Origin of the sequence: Planococcus maitriensis (genome assembly GCF_003289925.1) — a bacterium.
GTDB classification, from domain to species: Bacteria; Bacillota; Bacilli; order Bacillales_A; family Planococcaceae; genus Planococcus; species Planococcus maitriensis.
In genome coordinates this window covers 42,698-59,929 of record NZ_QLZQ01000004.1, presented here as the reverse complement: position 1 = coordinate 59,929, position 17,232 = coordinate 42,698, and the positions used below count along the sequence as shown (strand labels likewise).

Here is a 17,232-nt window from a genome sequence, read left to right as displayed (position 1 = left end):
GTGATGACACAATGGCAACCCAGACAAAAACATATCAGACGTCCATACGTCTAACTAAAACCGCATCGGAAAAGATGAGAGGGTTCGGCATCAGCGAACGCTCATTTTTTATGGCGGACAAACCGTTTCAGGTATTTCTTGAACGCTATCCGTCCACAGCGGATGGCTCTCTTTCGGTAGCGCTGCTGTTCAGTGCAGAAGAGACAGCGCGGCTGACGGATCGGGCAAATGGGCAATTGGCCGTCCTTCACTGCGTGTTTGCTAATCATCAGCTATTGGTGACCAATGTGACTTTGCGGAAAGCATACCAGGCGCTCGGCACCAATTGGCAGCGCGAGGAATCGATTCAGTTCAACAATTCGCGCGATCCGGTACCGGTCGTGTTCATGAATTTGATCAACCGGATGACGCCGGCGAAAGAGCGTTCGGATTATGTGAAAAAACGCATCTCGAGCTGGGAAGGCTATTTGAAGATCCAGGAACAGGGCATGGACATTCCGGATATCAAGACAGGCTATTCGAATCTGGCGTTCAGCCATGATTTCAGCCGCATCACCTTGACGGGCTGCCGCATGGGCGACAAAGAATGGAAAAACCTGCGCAATTTGAGCGTCCGTCTGACCGGCATCGACGGCGATGTCGGCAGTGTCCTCAAGACGAAAAACCGAGCCATCGAGGTCGAATTGAACCCATACATCGTCAAGCAGCTGCGTGAAAAAGCACATGCGCTTCATAAGAAGGAAGTCGTGTTCAGCAATTTCGCCGCACTCAGCCAAATCCGGAGATTGCGCCAGGGCTTCACCAATCTCGAGAAGGGCCTCGCGGTCAATCCGCAACTCGACCGCCTGTTATTCGAGGAACGGCCGAACGTGGCGCCGCTAACAGAATTGCCGCAGCTCGAGTTCCACAACCGCTTGAATGAATTCCAGCAGCAAGCGGTGACAGGGGCGATGTCAGCGGAAGACCTCTACGTCATCCAAGGGCCTCCCGGAACCGGCAAGACGACGGTCATTTCGGAAATCTGCTTGCAAAATGCAAAGAAAGGCTTGCGCACGCTCGTCGCTTCCCAGTCGAATCTGGCAGTCGACAATGCGCTCGGGCGCTTGCTTGCACATAAAGACATCCGCATCTTGCGCGTCGGGCGTACCGAAAGCATCGAAGAAGACGGACAGAAATTCATCGAAGAAAACGTCGGCCAGTATTGGAAAGACCACACCTTAAAAGAAATCACGGCGCAATTCGAGGCGCGTGAAATTCGCGAACAAGAAGTCGCCCACAAGCTTAAAGAAACACAACAGGCCTACGCGGAATTGCAGCCGGTTTTTGAAAAATGGAAGCAAGCCGTAGAAGATAAAAAGACAGCCCAAGCGAAACAACGCGAATTGCAGTCATCCATCGAGCCATTGCAAAACAAAACACGGGCATTCGAGCTCGAACAGCGGCAAGAAATAAGCCAAAAGCATAGCATCCAAGAGAACATGGACGCCCTGCAAACGGCAATCGATCAAGCGCAAAGTTTGCTCGATAACGGGCATGGGCCCGAGTGGTTCGAACAACAGCAACAGGAAATAACCGAAATGATCGAGCAGCTCGAACGCGCACGCGAGGCGAATCAGCTGAGCGAACAATTGTCAGCACTCCGTCGCGAGATGGGGTTGATTGAAGAAAAACGGGACGAAGTGATGGCGAGAGCTCAGGAACAGCAAGCCGTACTTGAAGCAGTCGAAGGCATGAAGAAAGTGGGCAGTTTGCTTGAAGTGATGAGTGAACAACAGGTCGAAGAAGTGCCGGCGATCACTTTCTCACTCAGCAAACTCGACATGATCCGCGACAAGATGGCAGAGCGCAAGAAACTCGAAGCCTATAATACGAGCGTCACTTCAGCGATCGGCTATGTCGAGAAATTGCTGGGGGGTTCCGGGATCGATGCGGCGCAAGTGAAACAACACGCCTTGTCGCAAGCGGAATCGTTTACTTCAGCCAATATCGATGAGTTTCTTGAAAAGCTGCGCGATGTGCTGAAAAATTCACAGCACATCGATCCGGGCGTGCTCGCAAAAGCGCTGAGCGGCTTATATAAACGGCAGAACGATATCTGGCGGAGAGGCGCGATGCTAAAAGCCGCCGATGTTTATATGGAAGAATCACAACGTGCATTCGGCCAATTGAAAAAAGCGCTGTGCACGGAACTCGAAAAGCATAGGCAGCGCTACCTGGACTTGGACGAACGGGGGCTTGAGCAGTTCGAACGGAAGCGGGAAGAAGTTTCGCGCATCGAACGGCGAGTGGCCGGTTTGGCCGTTTCGATCGACGTGCCGGAAGATATCGCACAGGCGATTGCCGACCGGCAGGCACAATTGGAACAGCTCCGGAAAGGCCAAGCGGATTCCGCACGGGCGGCAGCGGATTTGGAGCAGCAGCAAGCCCGTTTGCTTGCTGAACAAACAGCATTTGAGAAAGCCGAACAGCGAATCGTGGATATTGCTGCGGAACTTGCCGGAGCGATGCGGCGTCTAACAGAGAAAGAGCAGGAACTGCAATCTTTGGAAACCATTCTTCTGGCGGATCCGGAAGCGGCCTACGAAGAAACTGCGAAACAACTCGCCAGTTTGTCATTCGATGTGGAATCGCTCAAACAAGAGCAGAAGAACTTCCCTTTGCTGCAATCAGTGCAGAAGCAGTGGATCGGATTATTGGAGTCGGCGAATGAGCACGATTTGGATGAAATCCGCAAGCTGTACATCAAACACGCCAATGTCATCGGGACGACTTGCGTGGCATCTGCGCGCAAGGACTTCCAGGACAATTATCCGGTATTCGATGTCGTTATCGTCGATGAAGTGTCGAAAGCGACGCCTCCTGAACTATTATTGCCGATGCTCAAAGGCAAAAAGGTCATATTGGTCGGGGATCACCACCAATTGCCGCCATTGCTCGGCAACGACACCTTGGAAGAGACCTTAGAAGAAATGATCAAAGAGGGCAGCGGTTTTGAAGAAAAGCGCGAACTCGAGAAACTGCTCGAAGAATCGCTGTTCGAACGCTTGTACAAGAACTTGCCGGACACTAACAAGACGATGCTCGCCATCCAGTACCGCATGCATGAAGATATCATGGAAACCATCTCGCCGTTCTACAAAGACGAGAATGTCCAATTGCAATGCGGCTTGGCTGATTCGGACACCGAACGCGACCATTTCCTGGAGTCGGAATCGATCAAACGAGGCAACCATCTCATGTGGCTCGATTTGCCGAACGAACCGGCGTATTTCGAAGAGCGCATGAACGGCGGGAAAAGCTTGTACAATCCGTCGGAGCTTGCGGAAATCAGCCGCCTGCTGATGGAACTGAACGATGCGGTGGCCGAAGCGAAAGCGGCCGGGCGGATTCCGGTGGATGAGCTGAAAACCGTCGGCGTCATTTCGTTCTACGGCGAACAAGTGAAGCGGCTGCAGCGCATGATCGACCAGGAATTGCGCTTGCCGCATCTCCTGCTCCGCACCGGCACGGTCGACCGATTCCAGGGCAGCGAAATGGAAATCATCCTGTTAAGCATGGTGCGCAATAACCGGAATGAACGCGGCGATATCGGCTTCGCGAAAGATTACCGCCGATTGAATGTGGCGTTGTCGCGCGCCAAGCAATTACTCATGATGGTCGGCAGTTCCGCGATGTTCACGCAGCGTGCAAAAAAAGAACAGACGAAACGGATGTATCAGCACGTGCTCGATGTGGCCGAACAAAAACAAGGCGTAAAAGTGCTGCAGAAGGGGTGAGCAAGTGGACAAACTGAATAACAGGCTGCGCGCGGAAGTGGCGTCGAACAAGGACGTGACGATCATTAAAGAACTTTCGTGGCATGTGCCGCTGGTTTCCCATGACGTGTCGTTTGCCCGCGTCAAGCGGCTCAAAATGGACATTTTGATGAAGATGCTGCTGCTGGCGTTTCAGGAAGCAGACATCCGCCGCCCTGCAGCGCTCGCTGAGATGCTGTTTGTCGAAGAGCTGTTCATCCGCGATTTGATCGATAAAATGCACAGCACGCAGCTGATCCGCCTGGACGCGAAAGGCTACCGGCTGACCGAGAAAGGCCTTGGCCAGTTGGAGAAAGGCATTTTCGAGGAGGCGATGGAAGGCGGGGAAGCGTACATCTCATACAGCGCGGTACACGATGAGTACCGGCTGATAGAAGACATTCCGGAACCCGCGGAAGAGGAATTGCCTGTCTATCGTTACGCGCTGGAACAAAAAGCGGATAGCAGGCGCGTCCATGAGTTGCTGGCAGCAGAACTGAACAGTTCGGAAGAAGGCTATCAGGCCATCGTTACGGATATCACGGGATGTGATGAACTCAGGACCGTCTACAGCCCGTGTCTCGAGTTTCAATTATACGACCAAAAACAGGACCTCTTTTTTGCGCGGGTATGGAATACCCGGCTCGGCGCATGGGACGGGGTGCTCGAAAAGCAGATCGAGGAAAAGGAACTTGTCGAATGGCGCGAAGCGATGGAACAAGGTGAACCTTCCTGAAAATCCGCTTCAAACTTTGAACTTCCAGAAAATGGGAGTACAATAGAGTTTGTTTCTTCAAAGGCGGGCATGCAGGCCCTGCTTTCAGACTATCGATGATGAAAAGGTGTAATGCACAATGAAAAAGAAAATGAACACAAATAAATTCATCCCCGTATTGCTGCTGGCTGTAGCCGTACTGTGGATGAAAACCTATATTTCGCAAAAAACACAATTCACCCTGGGGGTGGAAGGAACGACGCAGGAATTCCTGCTGTTCATCAATCCTTTAGGATCTGCACTGCTATTGCTCAGCTTATCGCTGTTTTTCAAAGGAGCACGGAAATATTGGGCGCTGTTGGCGGTTTACCTCGGCATGTCCATCATGCTGTACGCCAATATCGTCTATTACCGGTTCTTCAGTGATTTCATCACGCTCCCGACGATGTTCCAGACGCAGAACTTCGGGGACTTGGGCGGCAGCGTGCTCAGCTTGATCCGCCCGCTGGATATCCTGTTTTTCGTGGACGTGCTGCTGCTGGGTGCACTGGTGCTTTCCAAACGGGTGGAAAAAGATGCCCGGAATTTCAAAAAGAGAGTGGCGCTGCCCGTGGTTGTTGCGGCGCTGGCCATTTCGTTCTTTAATTTGTCGCTTGCCGAATCGGACCGCCCCGATTTATTGACGCGCGGCTTTGACCGCACGTACATCGTCAAGTATCTGGGGATGTACAATTACGCGCTTTATGACACAGTGGAAACCTTGAAAGCTTCCTCCCAGCGGGTCATGGCGGACAGCGACGATAATACGGAAGTGTTGAACTATACGAAATCCAATTACGCGAGCCCGAGCGAAGAATATTTCGGTGCAGCGGAAGGCATGAATGTCGTTTACCTGCATCTGGAATCGTTCCAGACTTTCCTGATGGATTATGAATTGCACGGGGAAGAAGTAACGCCGTTCTTGAATTCGATGAAGGATGACCCGAATACATTGTACTTCGATAATTTCTTCCACCAGACAGCGCAAGGCAAAACTTCGGATGCGGAATTCATGTTGGAAAACTCCCTGTTCGGCTTGCCGAAAGGGTCTGCCTTCATTACGAAAGGGCAGAACACGTATCACGCGGCGCCAGCCATCTTGAAAGATGAAGGCTATACGTCAGCTGTATTCCACGGCAATAACGGGACGTTCTGGAACCGCTCCGAAATCTACAAAGCTTTCGGCTATGACCATTTCTTCGACATCGAGTCGTATCCGAACACGACAGAATCCGATATGGCGGAATATGGCCTCATGGACAAGCCGTTCTTTGAGCAGTCGGCACCGATCCTGGAATCGCTGCCGGAGCCGTTCTATACGAAATTCATCACCGTGGCGCATCATTTCCCTTATAAAATGGACCAGCAACTGGCGACTATCGAAAAAGGGGCGACAGGCGATGCAAGCGTCGATAATTATTTCCAGACGGCACGCTATGCAGACGAAGCAATTGAACAATTCTTCGCACAGCTCGAAGCGTCGGGCCTTGCAGACAATACGATGATCGTCATGTACGGCGACCATTACGGCATTTCCGACAACCACAACGAGGCGATGTCTGAAATACTGTCAAAAGACATTACGCCAGTGGAAAACGCCAAGCTTCAGCGCGTTCCTTTGTTTATCCACGTACCGGGCATGGAAGGCGGCATCAACCACACCTACGGCGGCCAGATCGACCTGTTGCCGACCGTGATGCATCTGCTCGGTGTGGAAACACAGAATTACGTGCATTTCGGCACCGACCTATTGTCGGAAGAACACGAGGAACTCGTCATGTTCCGCAATGGCGATTACGCGAGCCCCGAAGTCTATTCCATCAATGAAGCGTTCTACGATCCAGAAACCGGCTTGCCGCTCGAAGATAAGCGGCAGCTCGAGCAAGCCGAGGATTTGAAGCGGCACGGCAGATATGAATTGCAGCTGTCGGACCAGGTCGTCAACGGTGATTTGTTGAGATTCTATACGCCGGCCGGCTTCACGCCGGTCGACCCGGCGGATTATTATTACCAGCAAGCCCCAAACTTAACTGAATGATATGAAAAGATGCCCGCCAACCGGATTTTCGGTTGGCGGGCATCTTTTTGCTTTCGTTCCGGATAATCAGAACGGCGCATTGGCGGATACGTATTGGATGAATTCGCGTACGGCAGGAGATGGGTGTTTTTGCTTTTTCGAAATGAGGCCAAGTTTCCATGGGAATTTCGGATTGACGATGGAGACGGCTTTGATCAGTTCCTGGTCGAATTTTTTGGCAATCGGTTTCGGGCAAATGGAGATGCCCAAGTTTTCACTGATCATTTCGCTGATAAATCCCCATTCGGAAATTTCATAGGCGATTTTCGGCTGGAAACCCGCTCTTGCGCATTCCTGAAGAATCAAGTCGTTGATGAGCTTTTGTTTGAATAAGATAAAATCTTCGTGCTCCAGCTCGCTCATTTCGATTTGTTGGCTGTTCGCCAAAGGATGTGAATGATGGACAAACAACGCCAGCTCTTCATCGACAAGAGGGACAACATCAAAATCCTTTTCGTCGACCGGCAAGATGACGACGCCTAGGTCGAGTTTTCCTTCTTTCACTTCCTGCTTGACTTTCTTTGAGTCGTCCTCCGAAATCTTCAAGGTGATGTCCGGATATAAGTCGTTGAAGCCTTTGATGATTTTCGGAAAGAATAAAAATCCGATGATGGGCGGAATGCCGATTTTGATTTTGCCTTTTTTCAAATTCATCAAGTCATACAAATTCACCGATAAATCGTTGAGCGATTCGATGATTGCCTTTCCTTCGGCAAAGACGATCTCCCCGGCTTCGGTCAGTTCGATGTTCTTATTGGACCTATCGATCAATTCGACATTCAATTCCTCTTCGAGATCCTTCACGACCTTGCTCAACGTCGATTGGGACAAATGCATCGCTTTGGACGCTTTGGTGAAACTTTTATGTTTGGCGACTTCAATAAAATAATTGAGATGGCGGATGTCCACAGCCTGTTCCCCTTCCATGAATAATATAGATTGTTTCAATTCTAAACATGAATTTTACTCATGTAAATAGCGGGCGTATACTAGCGGGTGGTAATAGCTTAAGGAAATCAACAAGAGAGTAAGAGGTAAAGTTAATGGATATTTTAGGTTTGATCGGTATTTTGCTAGGCATTGTCACCATCGTATTATTCATTGTGAAGAAGTTCAGCATCATCGTCGCGGCGCCGATCGCGACCATTGTCGTCTTGTTGTTCAGCGGCGTGCCGATATTGGAAACTGTCTTCGGCAAGGAAAATTCCTATATGGCAGCACTTGCTGGATTTATCGCAGCGAATTTCGCGATTTTCCTGCTCGGTTCGATTCTCGCGAAATACATGGATAAAAGTGGGGCGACGGTCTCCATTGCCGATAAAGTGCTATCGGTCGTCGGTACGAAAAACCCGTACAATGCATTGGTCGCCTTATTCATCATTTCCGCCATTTTGACTTATGGCGGCATCAACGTCTTTGTTATCATCTTCGCGTTGATCCCGATGTCGAAACCGATTTTCAGGGAGCTCAACATTTCCTGGAAACTGGTCATCATCCCGATATTCGGGGGGGACATCGACGTTCACGATGACGATGCTTCCAGGTGCGCCATCCTTGCATAATATCGTGCCATCGACGGGTCTTGGGACACCGCTCACCGCAGCGCCGCTGATCGGGATTTTGACTTCGGTTGCGGCAATCATCTTCATTCTGGCCTTCATGAAGTATTCACTTGCGAAAAGCTTGCGCAAGAATGAGACTTTCCAAGTAAAAGAAGGGACAGAAAAGGCACAGGCAATTCCTGAAGATGACCTTCCTCCGTTTCTTATCAGTTTGCTTCCGATCGTTGTATTGCTGGGCATCATCCTGGCATTCAGTTCGGTCGATAATATCATCATCGTCGCTTTGATTGTTGCGATTATTTTGAGTGCCATCCTGTTCCACAAGCAAATTGCGTACCAGAAGGAAGTGCTGAACGAAGGGGCGACGGATTCCTTGTCATCCACCATCACGACAGGGAGTACCATCGCTTTCGGAAGCATCACGACAAGCGTCCCTGCATTCACCAGTGTCTTCAAAATGATCCAGTCGATTCCAGGGCCGCCGATTTTGCCCTTGATGATCGGAACGGGCTTGATCTCGGGAATCACCGCTTCTGCAGTAGGCGCGATCGGCATCTCGGTCCAGAATTTCGCGCCGATCTATCTGGATATGGGGCTCGATCCCGAAACGGTTCACCGGACGATTGCGATTTCATCCGGCGCATTGGCGATTGTCCCATATTCAGGCTTCCTGATCATCTTCAATAGTCTTGCTGGCTTGTCGATGAAAGAGACATTCAAAAATGCATTCATCAGCATCAATGTCACGCACTGGCTCGCGCTGGCGGTGATTGTGGCTATGACTTTACTTGGTTTGGCATAAGGCAGGATTTCAGAAAAAGAAATGGATGCAAAATGCGATGCAATAAAAAATTTTAGGAGGAATTTGAAATGAGCAAGAAAATTGGATTTGTAGGACTTGGAACGATGGGCTTCCCGATGGCAGTCAATTTGAAAAAAGCCGGTTTTGACGTAATCGGCTATGATGCATTCCCGGCAGTTTACCCGAAAGCGGAAGAAGCAGGCATCACAATGGTCAAAACTTTGAAGGAAGTCGCGGAACGAGCGGACGAAGCGGTCATCTCGATGGTCCGTGATTACGCGCAGAACGTGGATATCCTCTTCAGTGAAGACGGGTTGCTCGCGGCCCAGCCAAAAAATAAGACGATCATCGTCATGAGCACGCTCGATCCGGACACGATGAACGCGCTCAGCAAAAAAGTCGAAGAAGAAAGCGATTTGCGCTTGATCGATGCGGCGGTCAGCGGCGGGGCTTCGGGTGCAGAAGCCGGCACTTTGTCGATCATGACTTCCGGCGATGAAGCAACCGTCAAATCGTTCCAGCCGTATTTCGACGCTGTCGGCTCGAACACGTTCTACTACGGCAAGGATGTCGGAAACAGCCAAGCCGCGAAATTGGTCAATAACCTAATCCTCGGCATCAATATGAATGCCGTTGCGGAAGGGATGAAACTCGGCAATCATTATGACTTGCCGCAGGAAGAATTGTTGAACTTGCTGAAAGTGAGCACAGGCGACAGCTGGGTTGTCCGCAATTGGGGCGATGTTTCTGAATGGACTGCAGAAACTGCTCTTGCCGTTCTTCAAAAAGACTTGATCGCTGCGTACAACCAAGGCATCAAGCACGACATCCCGATGCCGTTCAATGCACTTTCTTCCACGCAATTGTTCAATTCGATGGAAGAGGAAAAACCGGAAGCATAAGGATGGAGGAGACGGTCTCCAAGTCTTCCAAACGAAAAAGATTCGCTTAAATGCGGATCTTTTTTTTATTTTTTTCAACAATATATTGTATACGTCAGAATAGTATGATAAATTTAGTGAAATTATAAATGAAGTTGAAACTTCAAAATATTTCGAAAAGATGCCTAAACTTTAAGGGTGAGTCCATGAATATAAAAGAATTAATCAATGTCCATTTCAATGAGTTATCGAAATCACAAAAAAAGGTGGCAGCCCATGTGCTGGATCATCCCAGGGAAGCGGCATTGAAATCAGCACAGGAACTAGGGGCAGGGATAAATGTCAGCGAAACGACGGTTATCCGCTTCTGCTATAGCCTGAAGCTGGGCGGGTATACAGAGTTGCAGAAAATAATCCGTGAACAGTTATTGAACCAGGAAAGCAGTTTGGCTGTTTACCGGAAGTCGAAGGTGAAACTTCAAGAAGGGCCGCATTTTCTTTCGCAGGTAATGGAACAGGACAGGCAAATGATTGCGCAGACAATGGATGGAATTCAAGAAGAGGATTATGACAAGGCTATCGAACGCCTCTCTGCAGCAAAGGCGATTTATGTATTGGGCATGCGTTCTTCTTTCGCTGCTGCCAGTTGGTTGTCTTATGCATTGACACTTGTCAGGCCGGATGTTCGGCTGATACGTCCAGAGTCGGAAGACGTGATCCAGACAATCAGCGGAATGGATGAAGACACGGTAGTGATCGTTATTTCGTTTCACCGTTACTTGAAAGAACCTATTCAAATTGCGGAGCTGGCAAAAAAGCGGCAAAGCTTTATCATCGGCATCAGCGATTCGCAAATAGCACCGATTCATGCAGTAGCTAATGTGTTATTTCCAATTTATTCGCCTAATAAATCCACTTTGGATGCGACAGCTTCTTTGTTTTCCTTCATGAATGCAATAATTGCCGGCTTAATCGTAGAAGAAAAAGACGGATTCGAAAAAAGGCAGGAACGCTACCGTGAATTGAATAGCGATTTCTTATTTACAGAAGGGGCGAAAATGAAATGAAAGAAGTCATCGATGAAATAAAACCTAAAGTAAAAGAAGTATTCGACCATCTTCATAGCCATCCGGAAATCAGCTGGAAAGAGGTGGAGACAACCAAGTATTTGAAGGGTTTGCTGGAACAGGAAGGAATTGCAGTGGAAACTTTTGAAGATTCGACCGGGCTGGTTGCTGTAGTAGGGGAAGGAAATCCTTGCATTGGGCTGCGTGCGGACATTGATGCGCTTTGGCAGGAAGTCGATGGTGAATATAAAGCCAATCATTCCTGCGGCCATGATGCCCATATGACATTGGCCATCGGTACCTTCCTGGTACTGAAAAAAGTTGGCGTACCGAAACAAGGGCGCCTGAAATTGATTTTCCAGCCGGCTGAAGAAAAAGGAACGGGTGCTTTGTCTTTCGTTGATAAAGGAATTGTCGATGATGTGGATTATTTATACGGGGTACATTTGCGTCCTGCCCAGGAAGTTCAGGACGGCTATGCCGCACCGGCGATTTTGCATGGATCGGCTAAAATGTTGTCTGGCCGGATCCTCGGAACGGATGCACATGGTGCCCGTCCTCACGAAGGGCAGAATGCTATTGAAGTGATGGCACTGCTGGTCCAAGCGATTCGTTCCATCCATGTAGATCCGATGGTCCCGCACTCAGCAAAAATGACGATGTTTCAAGCAGGCGGGGAATCAGCCAATGTCATTCCAGGAACAGCTATGTTCAGTATTGATATCCGTGCCCAGACAAATGAAGTAATGGATCAATTATTCGTGAAAGTGAAACAGGCGATTAGGTCGATTGCAGAACTGGCGGGTGTAGAGATTCCAATCGAAGTCAAAGCGGAAATAGCGGCTGCGGAAGTGGATGATACGGCGGTCGCTATCATGTCCCGGGCGATTGAGGAGACTTTAGGTGCAGAATATTTAGAACCTCCGATCGTCACGCCAGGCGGTGAAGACTTCCACTTCTATACATTAAAGAGGCCTGCAGTGAAGGCGACGATGCTAGGTTTAGGCTGTGGCTTGACGCCAGGCCTGCATCATCCGGCTATGACGTTTAACAAAGAGAGTTTATTAGACGGAATTGAAATTCTCGCGCGGGCTCTTCAGCATACTTTCGAGCGCTTGGAACAAAAGGGGTGATCAAGGTGGAAAAGAAATTCACGATACGGAAATTGGAAACAAATGATGATATGCGGCTTATCCAAATTCTAGAACGTGAAGTTTGGGATATGGATCCGGTTCCCACTCACCAAACCTTTACAGCTTCCAAAAATGGCGGCATTCTCGTCGGCGCATTCCATGAAGGGAAGTTAGTTGGCTATAGTTACGGCTTTGCAGGATTCAAAGACGGAAAATCCTATTTATGCTCTCATATGATGGGCATCCATCCTGATTTCCAATCTAGCGGAATCGGCAGAATGCTGAAGGAAGAGCAGCGGAAAGCAGCCAAGGACATCGGATATGATCTGATTCAATGGACGTTCGATCCGCTGGAAAGCCGCAACGCCTATTTAAATACGACCCGGCTTAACGGGATATGTTCAACGTATTTGGAGAATTGCTACGGGGAAATGGACGACGGGCTGAACAGGGGGCTGCCGACTGATCGCCTCCAAATCGAATGGTGGATTTCAAGTGCCCATGTCGAAAATAAATGGCACCCTGAAGGCATGCGTTTTGTAACCCCTTTTCGTACGCACCGGTCGGAATTTGGGCATCCGGTTTTGGAAGTGAATGGAGATGAATTGGAAGGGGATATGGAAGCATATGAAGTGCCGATCCCTAAAGCTTTTCAAACAATCAAGAAAGAAGAACCCGAACTAGCACTGGACTGGCGTTTGAAAATCAGGGGGATTTTCCAGGCGCTATTCGGCAGAGGTTATGTTCTTATAGGAGTCCGGAAAATTGAAGATGTTGTCCAATATTATCGGTTCATCCCGAAAGAGATGGTTTCATTAGAAAAAGCAGAAAGAGGAGAAGCCTTATGAAAATCATGGAAGTGAACGTGCGTAAATTGAAAATGGTGCTAAAACAACCTTTCACCACAAGTTTCGGAACGTTTCAAGAAAAAGAATTCCTTGTTGTCGAAGTGAAAGATGAAAAAGGCAATTCAGGATGGGGGGAATCGGTTGCATTCCATTCTCCTTGGTATAGCGAGGAAACGGTCGAGACCAATCTCCATATCATCCGTGATTTCCTTGTGCCGATCGTATTGGAGAATGATATCGGACATCCTGAAGAAGTGAATGGGCTGTTTGCGCATCTGCGGAAAAACAATATGGCAAAATCGGCAGTGGAGGGGGCAGTCTGGGATTTGTATGCGAAACGGGAACAGGTTACACTCGCCCGGGCATTGGGTGGCCAGCTTGAGAAAATCGAAGTCGGCATCAGTATTGGCATTAATGAAAACATGCAGGAGCTGATTGAAACAGTCCGCGGATTCGTAGAAGAAGGCTATAAGCGCATTAAAGTCAAAATCAAGCCTGGCTTTGATGTCGACGTGATGCGGGAATTGCGCAAACAATTTCCCGATGTTCCGATGATGGCTGATGCAAATTCAGCATATCGTCTTGATGACACGGAATTGCTGAAAGAACTTGATGAATTCGGCTTAACCATGATTGAGCAGCCGCTCGCTTCAGACGACATCATCGATCACGCAAAGCTGCAATCCCAATTGAAGACACCGATTTGCCTGGATGAGAGCATCCACTCACTCGAAGATACAAGAAAAGCCATTGAATTAGGCAGTACTAAAATCATCAATATTAAAATCGGCCGTGTCGGCGGCTTGACGGAAGCGAAGAAGATCCACGATTATTGCCTTGAAAAAAATATACCCGTTTGGTGCGGCGGCATGCTGGAGTCGGGAATCGGGCGCGCACATAATGTCGCGTTGACGACCTTGCCGAACTTTGTATTGCCCGGGGATACTGCAGGGTCTTCAAGGTATTGGGAGCAAGATATCATCTTGCCCGAAGTGACGGTTGAAGACGGTTATATTACAGTGCCGGAAGGAAATGGCATCGGCTACGAAGTCGACCGACAGGCATTGGAGCGCTACACGGTAGACAAATGGCATTTTTCGAATCAGGAAGCACCGGTCCAATAAAGCGATCATAAAAACATGAAAAAGCGGGGGAAGAATTATGAAGAAGAGTTTTCAGATTGGTGCTGCGTTCATCGGCGTTATTGTGGGAGCGGGATTTGCATCTGGCCAGGAAGTATTGCAATTTTTCACTAGTTTTGGGGCATGGGGAATTATAGGGTCAGTCATTGCAGCCGGATTGTTCGCATTTCTGGGCATGAATTTGACTCAACTCGGAAGCCGGCTGCAGACGAAATCCCATGAAAGTGTGGTTTATCATATTTGCGGAAAGTATTTTGGGACTGCAGTCGACTTTATCATTACATTCTTCCTGTTTGGCGTAACCGTGGTCATGTTCTCAGGTTCAGGCGCAATTTTTGAACAGCAATTCGGCATTCCAAGCCTTGTCGGCAATATTCTAATGGCTGTTTTGGTCATCGGTACGGTTTTGCTGAATGTGAACAAAGTGATTTCACTCATCAGTATGTTTACGCCGATCTTGCTTTTGGCCGTCATCGCATTGACGATTTATTCGCTGGCGATGTTCGACTTTTCGACGGCTGATTTCGGTGCAGCGGCCGGAAGCCAGGCAGCGCCGCATTGGTTGCTTGGCGCTTGCCTATACGTTTCCTATAACTTAGCTGCAGGGGCGGCAATGATGACGGTTATGGGGGGGACGGTAAAAGATGAAAAAGTTGCAGGCTGGGGCGGCCTGATCGGCGGACTCGGGCTTGGGCTATTGATTCTTTTGATTAATGTCACTATGCTAACGCAATTAAAAGCAATCGCAGCGGTTCCTATGCCGACATTGTTCCTGGCGAACAATATCAGCCCGGTGATGGGCGGCATCATGTCAGTCATCCTCTTGGGCATGATTTACAATACAGCAGTCGGAATGCTGTATGCTTTCACGGCGAGATTGGTGAAACCAGGTACTCAAAAGTTCAAAGCATCTGTCGGGATTTTTGGAGTGGTAGCATTTGCTTCCAGCTTTGTCGGCTTTGTAACCCTGGTTGGCACCGTCTATCCAGTAATGGGTTATCTCGGCTTTGTATTAATCGCGGCAATCGTTTTTGCTTGGTTCCGGACAAAAAAAGCAGCAAAACAGAAAAAGGCAGCAAAAGTATTGAGTTTTTAACATAAGCCATCTGCATGACAAGCAAGTTTTGCCTTAGCAAGGACGTCAAAGCCAGAATGGACATCACTTTCCAGTGATATCCATTCTGGCTTTTTAAAGCTGTTTTCAGCTGGCAGTGATGATGGAATAAAAGCATGGGATAGCTTGATTGCGAAAAAATTACCCAAATCTTATCGCAGGAGGGATAATGGGGAAAGCAGAGTTGCGTTTCTATTAAAGGAGGATGCACATGGCACAGAAACTGACGATTTTCGGAGCAATCGCTGTGTTTTTCTACGTTTTCCACGTCTTGCTTGGCGGATGGCTGTGGGAAGGTTACCGCCATCTGCATCAGCCGATCAGCGATTTGACGGCTCAAGGGGCGCCGGACCGCGGGATGTTGACGGCCATTACGTTTTTGTACGGTATCTGTTCGATTGTGTTCGCGGCGAGTGGCTATCTAGTCTTTAAACGCTTTGCGCCGAAAATTTCACGCGCAGGCATGCTGGTTTTTCTGGCGATGCATATCGTGTCGATTACGTATGGCTTGTTTCCTCAAGATGCCCCGGGAGCACCGTTGAGCTTTACCGGCGTGATGCATTTGGCGGTAACGGCATTGATCGTCCCGCTGACGATTCTGGCACCGCTGCTGATCGGGATTGGGTTGAGAAAAGACCGTGATTTCAAAGTATACGGACAGTATTCCATCGCAACAGGATTGTTCATCTTGATTGCCGGGGGAACGACCGCAATCTTTTTCGCCCAGGGCTGGCCGTATTTCGGGCTGGTTGAACGGCTCAATATTGGTGCGCTGCAGCTGTGGATGCTCGTTAGTTCCCTTCTGCTTTTTACTATGAAACAATAAAGGAATCTGGAATCTAAAATCAAAGGAGCGACAGGATATGTTCTCGTTTTTCAAGAAGAAATGCGCGGTGTGCAAACAAAAAGCGCGGGAGCCACGGAAATACTATAACGATTGTGATGAAGCGGTCGTCGTCTGTGCGCAATGCGCCATATACGCCGAACGGCGCGCGTTCCGGAAACGCAGTGCCTAAACGGAAAGCCTGCCGGGTCATCGGCAGGTTTTTTCTATATAAAAGGAGTTATATTTTCCGTTATAATCAAAAGAAACCGTGTATACAGAAAGGGACACTCATGAACCATAAAATTGAACTTAAATCCGAAAATCTCCACTCTTCGTTCAATAAAGAATACAAACCGATTTTGACAATCCAATCAGGTGATACGATCGAAACGAGGACGCCGGATATCCAATGGGGCTATTCGTCACATAAGGGCGAAGAGCGGGTCATTTACCATTCGCGCGAAAACGAAGAACGGCTTGGCCATCCGCTCATCGGCCCGTTTGCCATCGAAGGCGCGAAGCCCGGAATGGTGCTCGAAGTGCGCATCAACCAAAATGTGCCTGGCTGGTATGGGCGCAATTGGGCAGGCGGCACGCCGGCTTGGCAAAACGAAAAGCTCGGCATCGCCGACAGCGAACGCCTCCAAGTGAACTGGACACTCGATGCAGAATTAATGACCGGCACAGGCACATTGTCCGGCAAGGAATTTAGCGTCGCCCTGTCGCCGTTTCTCGGGCTCATCGGCCTGGCGCCTGGAGAGGCGGGAACGCACCGCACCTCGCCGCCGTACCGGACGGGCGGCAATATCGATTGCAAGGAACTGGTCGCAGGCAGCTCGCTATTTTTGCCGGTCGAAGTGGAAGGGGCGCTGTTGTCGTTCGGCGATGGCCATGCTGTGCAAGGCGACGGTGAGAATTCGGGAACGGCGATCGAATGCCCGATGGATCTCGTCAATTTGACGGTCGTGCTCCATGAAGAAATGGAACTTGCCATGCCGAAAGCTAAAACGCCCGCCGGCTGGGTGACATTCGGTTTTGATGAAGACTTGAACGAAGCCGCAGCAACGGCTCTCGACGAAATGGTCGGCTTGATCCAGCAGTTTCATTCGTTATCAAAAACAGAAGCGACGGCGCTTGCAAGCGTTGCAGTCGACCTGCACGTCACACAGATTGTCAACGGCGTCAAAGGGGTGCACGCCATTTTGCCGCACGGTGCGATTCGTTAAACAATG

Annotated in this window: 15 protein-coding genes; 14 read left to right on the top strand and 1 reads right to left on the bottom strand. The window is 49.3% G+C overall.

The window, feature by feature from the left end:
• The first annotated feature begins 11 nt into the window (after positions 1-11).
• The 3 genes from DP119_RS10495 to ltaS all read left to right on the top strand — a co-directional run bounded on the left by DP119_RS10495 (position 12) and on the right by ltaS (position 6,586).
• Entirely contained in the window at positions 12-3,776 is a 3,765-nt protein-coding gene (locus tag DP119_RS10495; protein ID WP_112233131.1) for an AAA domain-containing protein, read from the top strand.
• A gap of 4 nt (positions 3,777-3,780) precedes the next feature.
• On the top strand, positions 3,781-4,530 hold the full coding sequence (locus DP119_RS10490; protein ID WP_112233130.1) for a hypothetical protein: 750 nt from the start codon (positions 3,781-3,783) through the stop codon (positions 4,528-4,530).
• A 118-nt stretch (positions 4,531-4,648) separates the two neighbouring features.
• Positions 4,649-6,586, top strand: coding sequence for a lipoteichoic acid synthase (ltaS, locus tag DP119_RS10485; RefSeq protein WP_112233129.1), 1,938 nt, complete (start codon positions 4,649-4,651; stop codon positions 6,584-6,586).
• A gap of 66 nt (positions 6,587-6,652) precedes the next feature.
• Here the strand turns inward: ltaS and DP119_RS10480 are convergent, their stop codons facing one another.
• Positions 6,653-7,534, bottom strand: coding sequence for a LysR family transcriptional regulator (locus tag DP119_RS10480; protein ID WP_112233128.1), 882 nt, complete (start codon positions 7,532-7,534; stop codon positions 6,653-6,655).
• 134 nt (positions 7,535-7,668) lie between these two features.
• Between DP119_RS10480 and DP119_RS10475 the strand changes: the two genes are divergently transcribed.
• The 11 genes from DP119_RS10475 (at position 7,669) to DP119_RS10430 (ending at position 17,226) form a co-directional block, all read left to right on the top strand.
• Positions 7,669-8,187, top strand: coding sequence for a GntT/GntP/DsdX family permease (locus DP119_RS10475; RefSeq protein WP_112233127.1), 519 nt, complete (start codon positions 7,669-7,671; stop codon positions 8,185-8,187).
• A complete protein-coding gene (locus DP119_RS10470) occupies positions 8,153-8,989 on the top strand; it encodes a hypothetical protein (RefSeq protein WP_167399216.1) in 837 nt (278 codons plus the stop codon). Before DP119_RS10475 ends, DP119_RS10470 begins: the two co-directional genes overlap by 35 nt.
• Before the next feature lie 68 nt (positions 8,990-9,057).
• Entirely contained in the window at positions 9,058-9,891 is an 834-nt protein-coding gene (locus DP119_RS10465; RefSeq protein WP_112233125.1) for an NAD(P)-dependent oxidoreductase, read from the top strand.
• A 128-nt stretch (positions 9,892-10,019) separates the two neighbouring features.
• The gene (locus tag DP119_RS10460; protein ID WP_240616417.1) at positions 10,020-10,937 is read left to right on the top strand and encodes a MurR/RpiR family transcriptional regulator; all 918 of its coding nucleotides are present in this window, start codon (positions 10,020-10,022) and stop codon (positions 10,935-10,937) included.
• Positions 10,934-12,070: a M20 peptidase aminoacylase family protein gene (locus DP119_RS10455; RefSeq protein ID WP_112233123.1), complete on the top strand. Its 1,137-nt coding sequence runs from the start codon at positions 10,934-10,936 to the stop codon at positions 12,068-12,070. Before DP119_RS10460 ends, DP119_RS10455 begins: the two co-directional genes overlap by 4 nt.
• Positions 12,071-12,075: 5 nt before the next feature.
• Entirely contained in the window at positions 12,076-12,918 is an 843-nt protein-coding gene (locus DP119_RS10450) for a GNAT family N-acetyltransferase (protein WP_240616416.1), read from the top strand.
• Positions 12,915-14,042, top strand: a complete 1,128-nt coding sequence (gene menC / locus DP119_RS10445; protein ID WP_112233122.1) for an o-succinylbenzoate synthase — start codon at positions 12,915-12,917, stop codon at positions 14,040-14,042. Before DP119_RS10450 ends, menC begins: the two co-directional genes overlap by 4 nt.
• Positions 14,043-14,079: 37 nt before the next feature.
• The gene (locus DP119_RS10440; RefSeq protein ID WP_112233121.1) at positions 14,080-15,156 is read left to right on the top strand and encodes a YkvI family membrane protein; all 1,077 of its coding nucleotides are present in this window, start codon (positions 14,080-14,082) and stop codon (positions 15,154-15,156) included.
• A gap of 229 nt (positions 15,157-15,385) precedes the next feature.
• Positions 15,386-16,000, top strand: a complete 615-nt coding sequence (locus tag DP119_RS10435) for a DUF998 domain-containing protein (protein ID WP_167399215.1) — start codon at positions 15,386-15,388, stop codon at positions 15,998-16,000.
• Positions 16,001-16,037: 37 nt separating this feature from the next.
• Positions 16,038-16,190 carry a hypothetical protein gene (locus tag DP119_RS15845; RefSeq protein ID WP_167358024.1) on the top strand — a complete coding sequence of 51 codons (153 nt, stop codon included), beginning with the start codon at positions 16,038-16,040 and terminating at the stop codon, positions 16,188-16,190.
• 100 nt (positions 16,191-16,290) lie between these two features.
• Positions 16,291-17,226: an acetamidase/formamidase family protein gene (locus DP119_RS10430; RefSeq protein WP_112233119.1), complete on the top strand. Its 936-nt coding sequence runs from the start codon at positions 16,291-16,293 to the stop codon at positions 17,224-17,226.
• The last annotated feature ends 6 nt before the right edge of the window (positions 17,227-17,232 follow it).

Excerpts from the sequence above, each read along its gene's own strand:
- DP119_RS10495 (WP_112233131.1), top strand. The coding sequence starts at position 12 with ATGGCAACCCAGACAAAAACATATCAGACGTCCATACGTCTAACTAAA.
- ltaS (WP_112233129.1), top strand. The coding sequence starts at position 4,649 with ATGAAAAAGAAAATGAACACAAATAAATTCATCCCCGTATTGCTGCTG.
- DP119_RS10475 (WP_112233127.1), top strand. The coding sequence starts at position 7,669 with ATGGATATTTTAGGTTTGATCGGTATTTTGCTAGGCATTGTCACCATC.
- DP119_RS10470 (WP_167399216.1), top strand. The coding sequence starts at position 8,153 with ATGACGATGCTTCCAGGTGCGCCATCCTTGCATAATATCGTGCCATCG.
- DP119_RS10465 (WP_112233125.1), top strand. The coding sequence starts at position 9,058 with ATGAGCAAGAAAATTGGATTTGTAGGACTTGGAACGATGGGCTTCCCG.
- DP119_RS10460 (WP_240616417.1), top strand. The coding sequence starts at position 10,020 with ATGAAGTTGAAACTTCAAAATATTTCGAAAAGATGCCTAAACTTTAAG.
- DP119_RS10455 (WP_112233123.1), top strand. The coding sequence starts at position 10,934 with ATGAAAGAAGTCATCGATGAAATAAAACCTAAAGTAAAAGAAGTATTC.
- menC (WP_112233122.1), top strand. The coding sequence starts at position 12,915 with ATGAAAATCATGGAAGTGAACGTGCGTAAATTGAAAATGGTGCTAAAA.
- DP119_RS10440 (WP_112233121.1), top strand. The coding sequence starts at position 14,080 with ATGAAGAAGAGTTTTCAGATTGGTGCTGCGTTCATCGGCGTTATTGTG.
- DP119_RS10435 (WP_167399215.1), top strand. The coding sequence starts at position 15,386 with ATGGCACAGAAACTGACGATTTTCGGAGCAATCGCTGTGTTTTTCTAC.
- DP119_RS15845 (WP_167358024.1), top strand. The coding sequence starts at position 16,038 with ATGTTCTCGTTTTTCAAGAAGAAATGCGCGGTGTGCAAACAAAAAGCG.
- DP119_RS10430 (WP_112233119.1), top strand. The coding sequence starts at position 16,291 with ATGAACCATAAAATTGAACTTAAATCCGAAAATCTCCACTCTTCGTTC.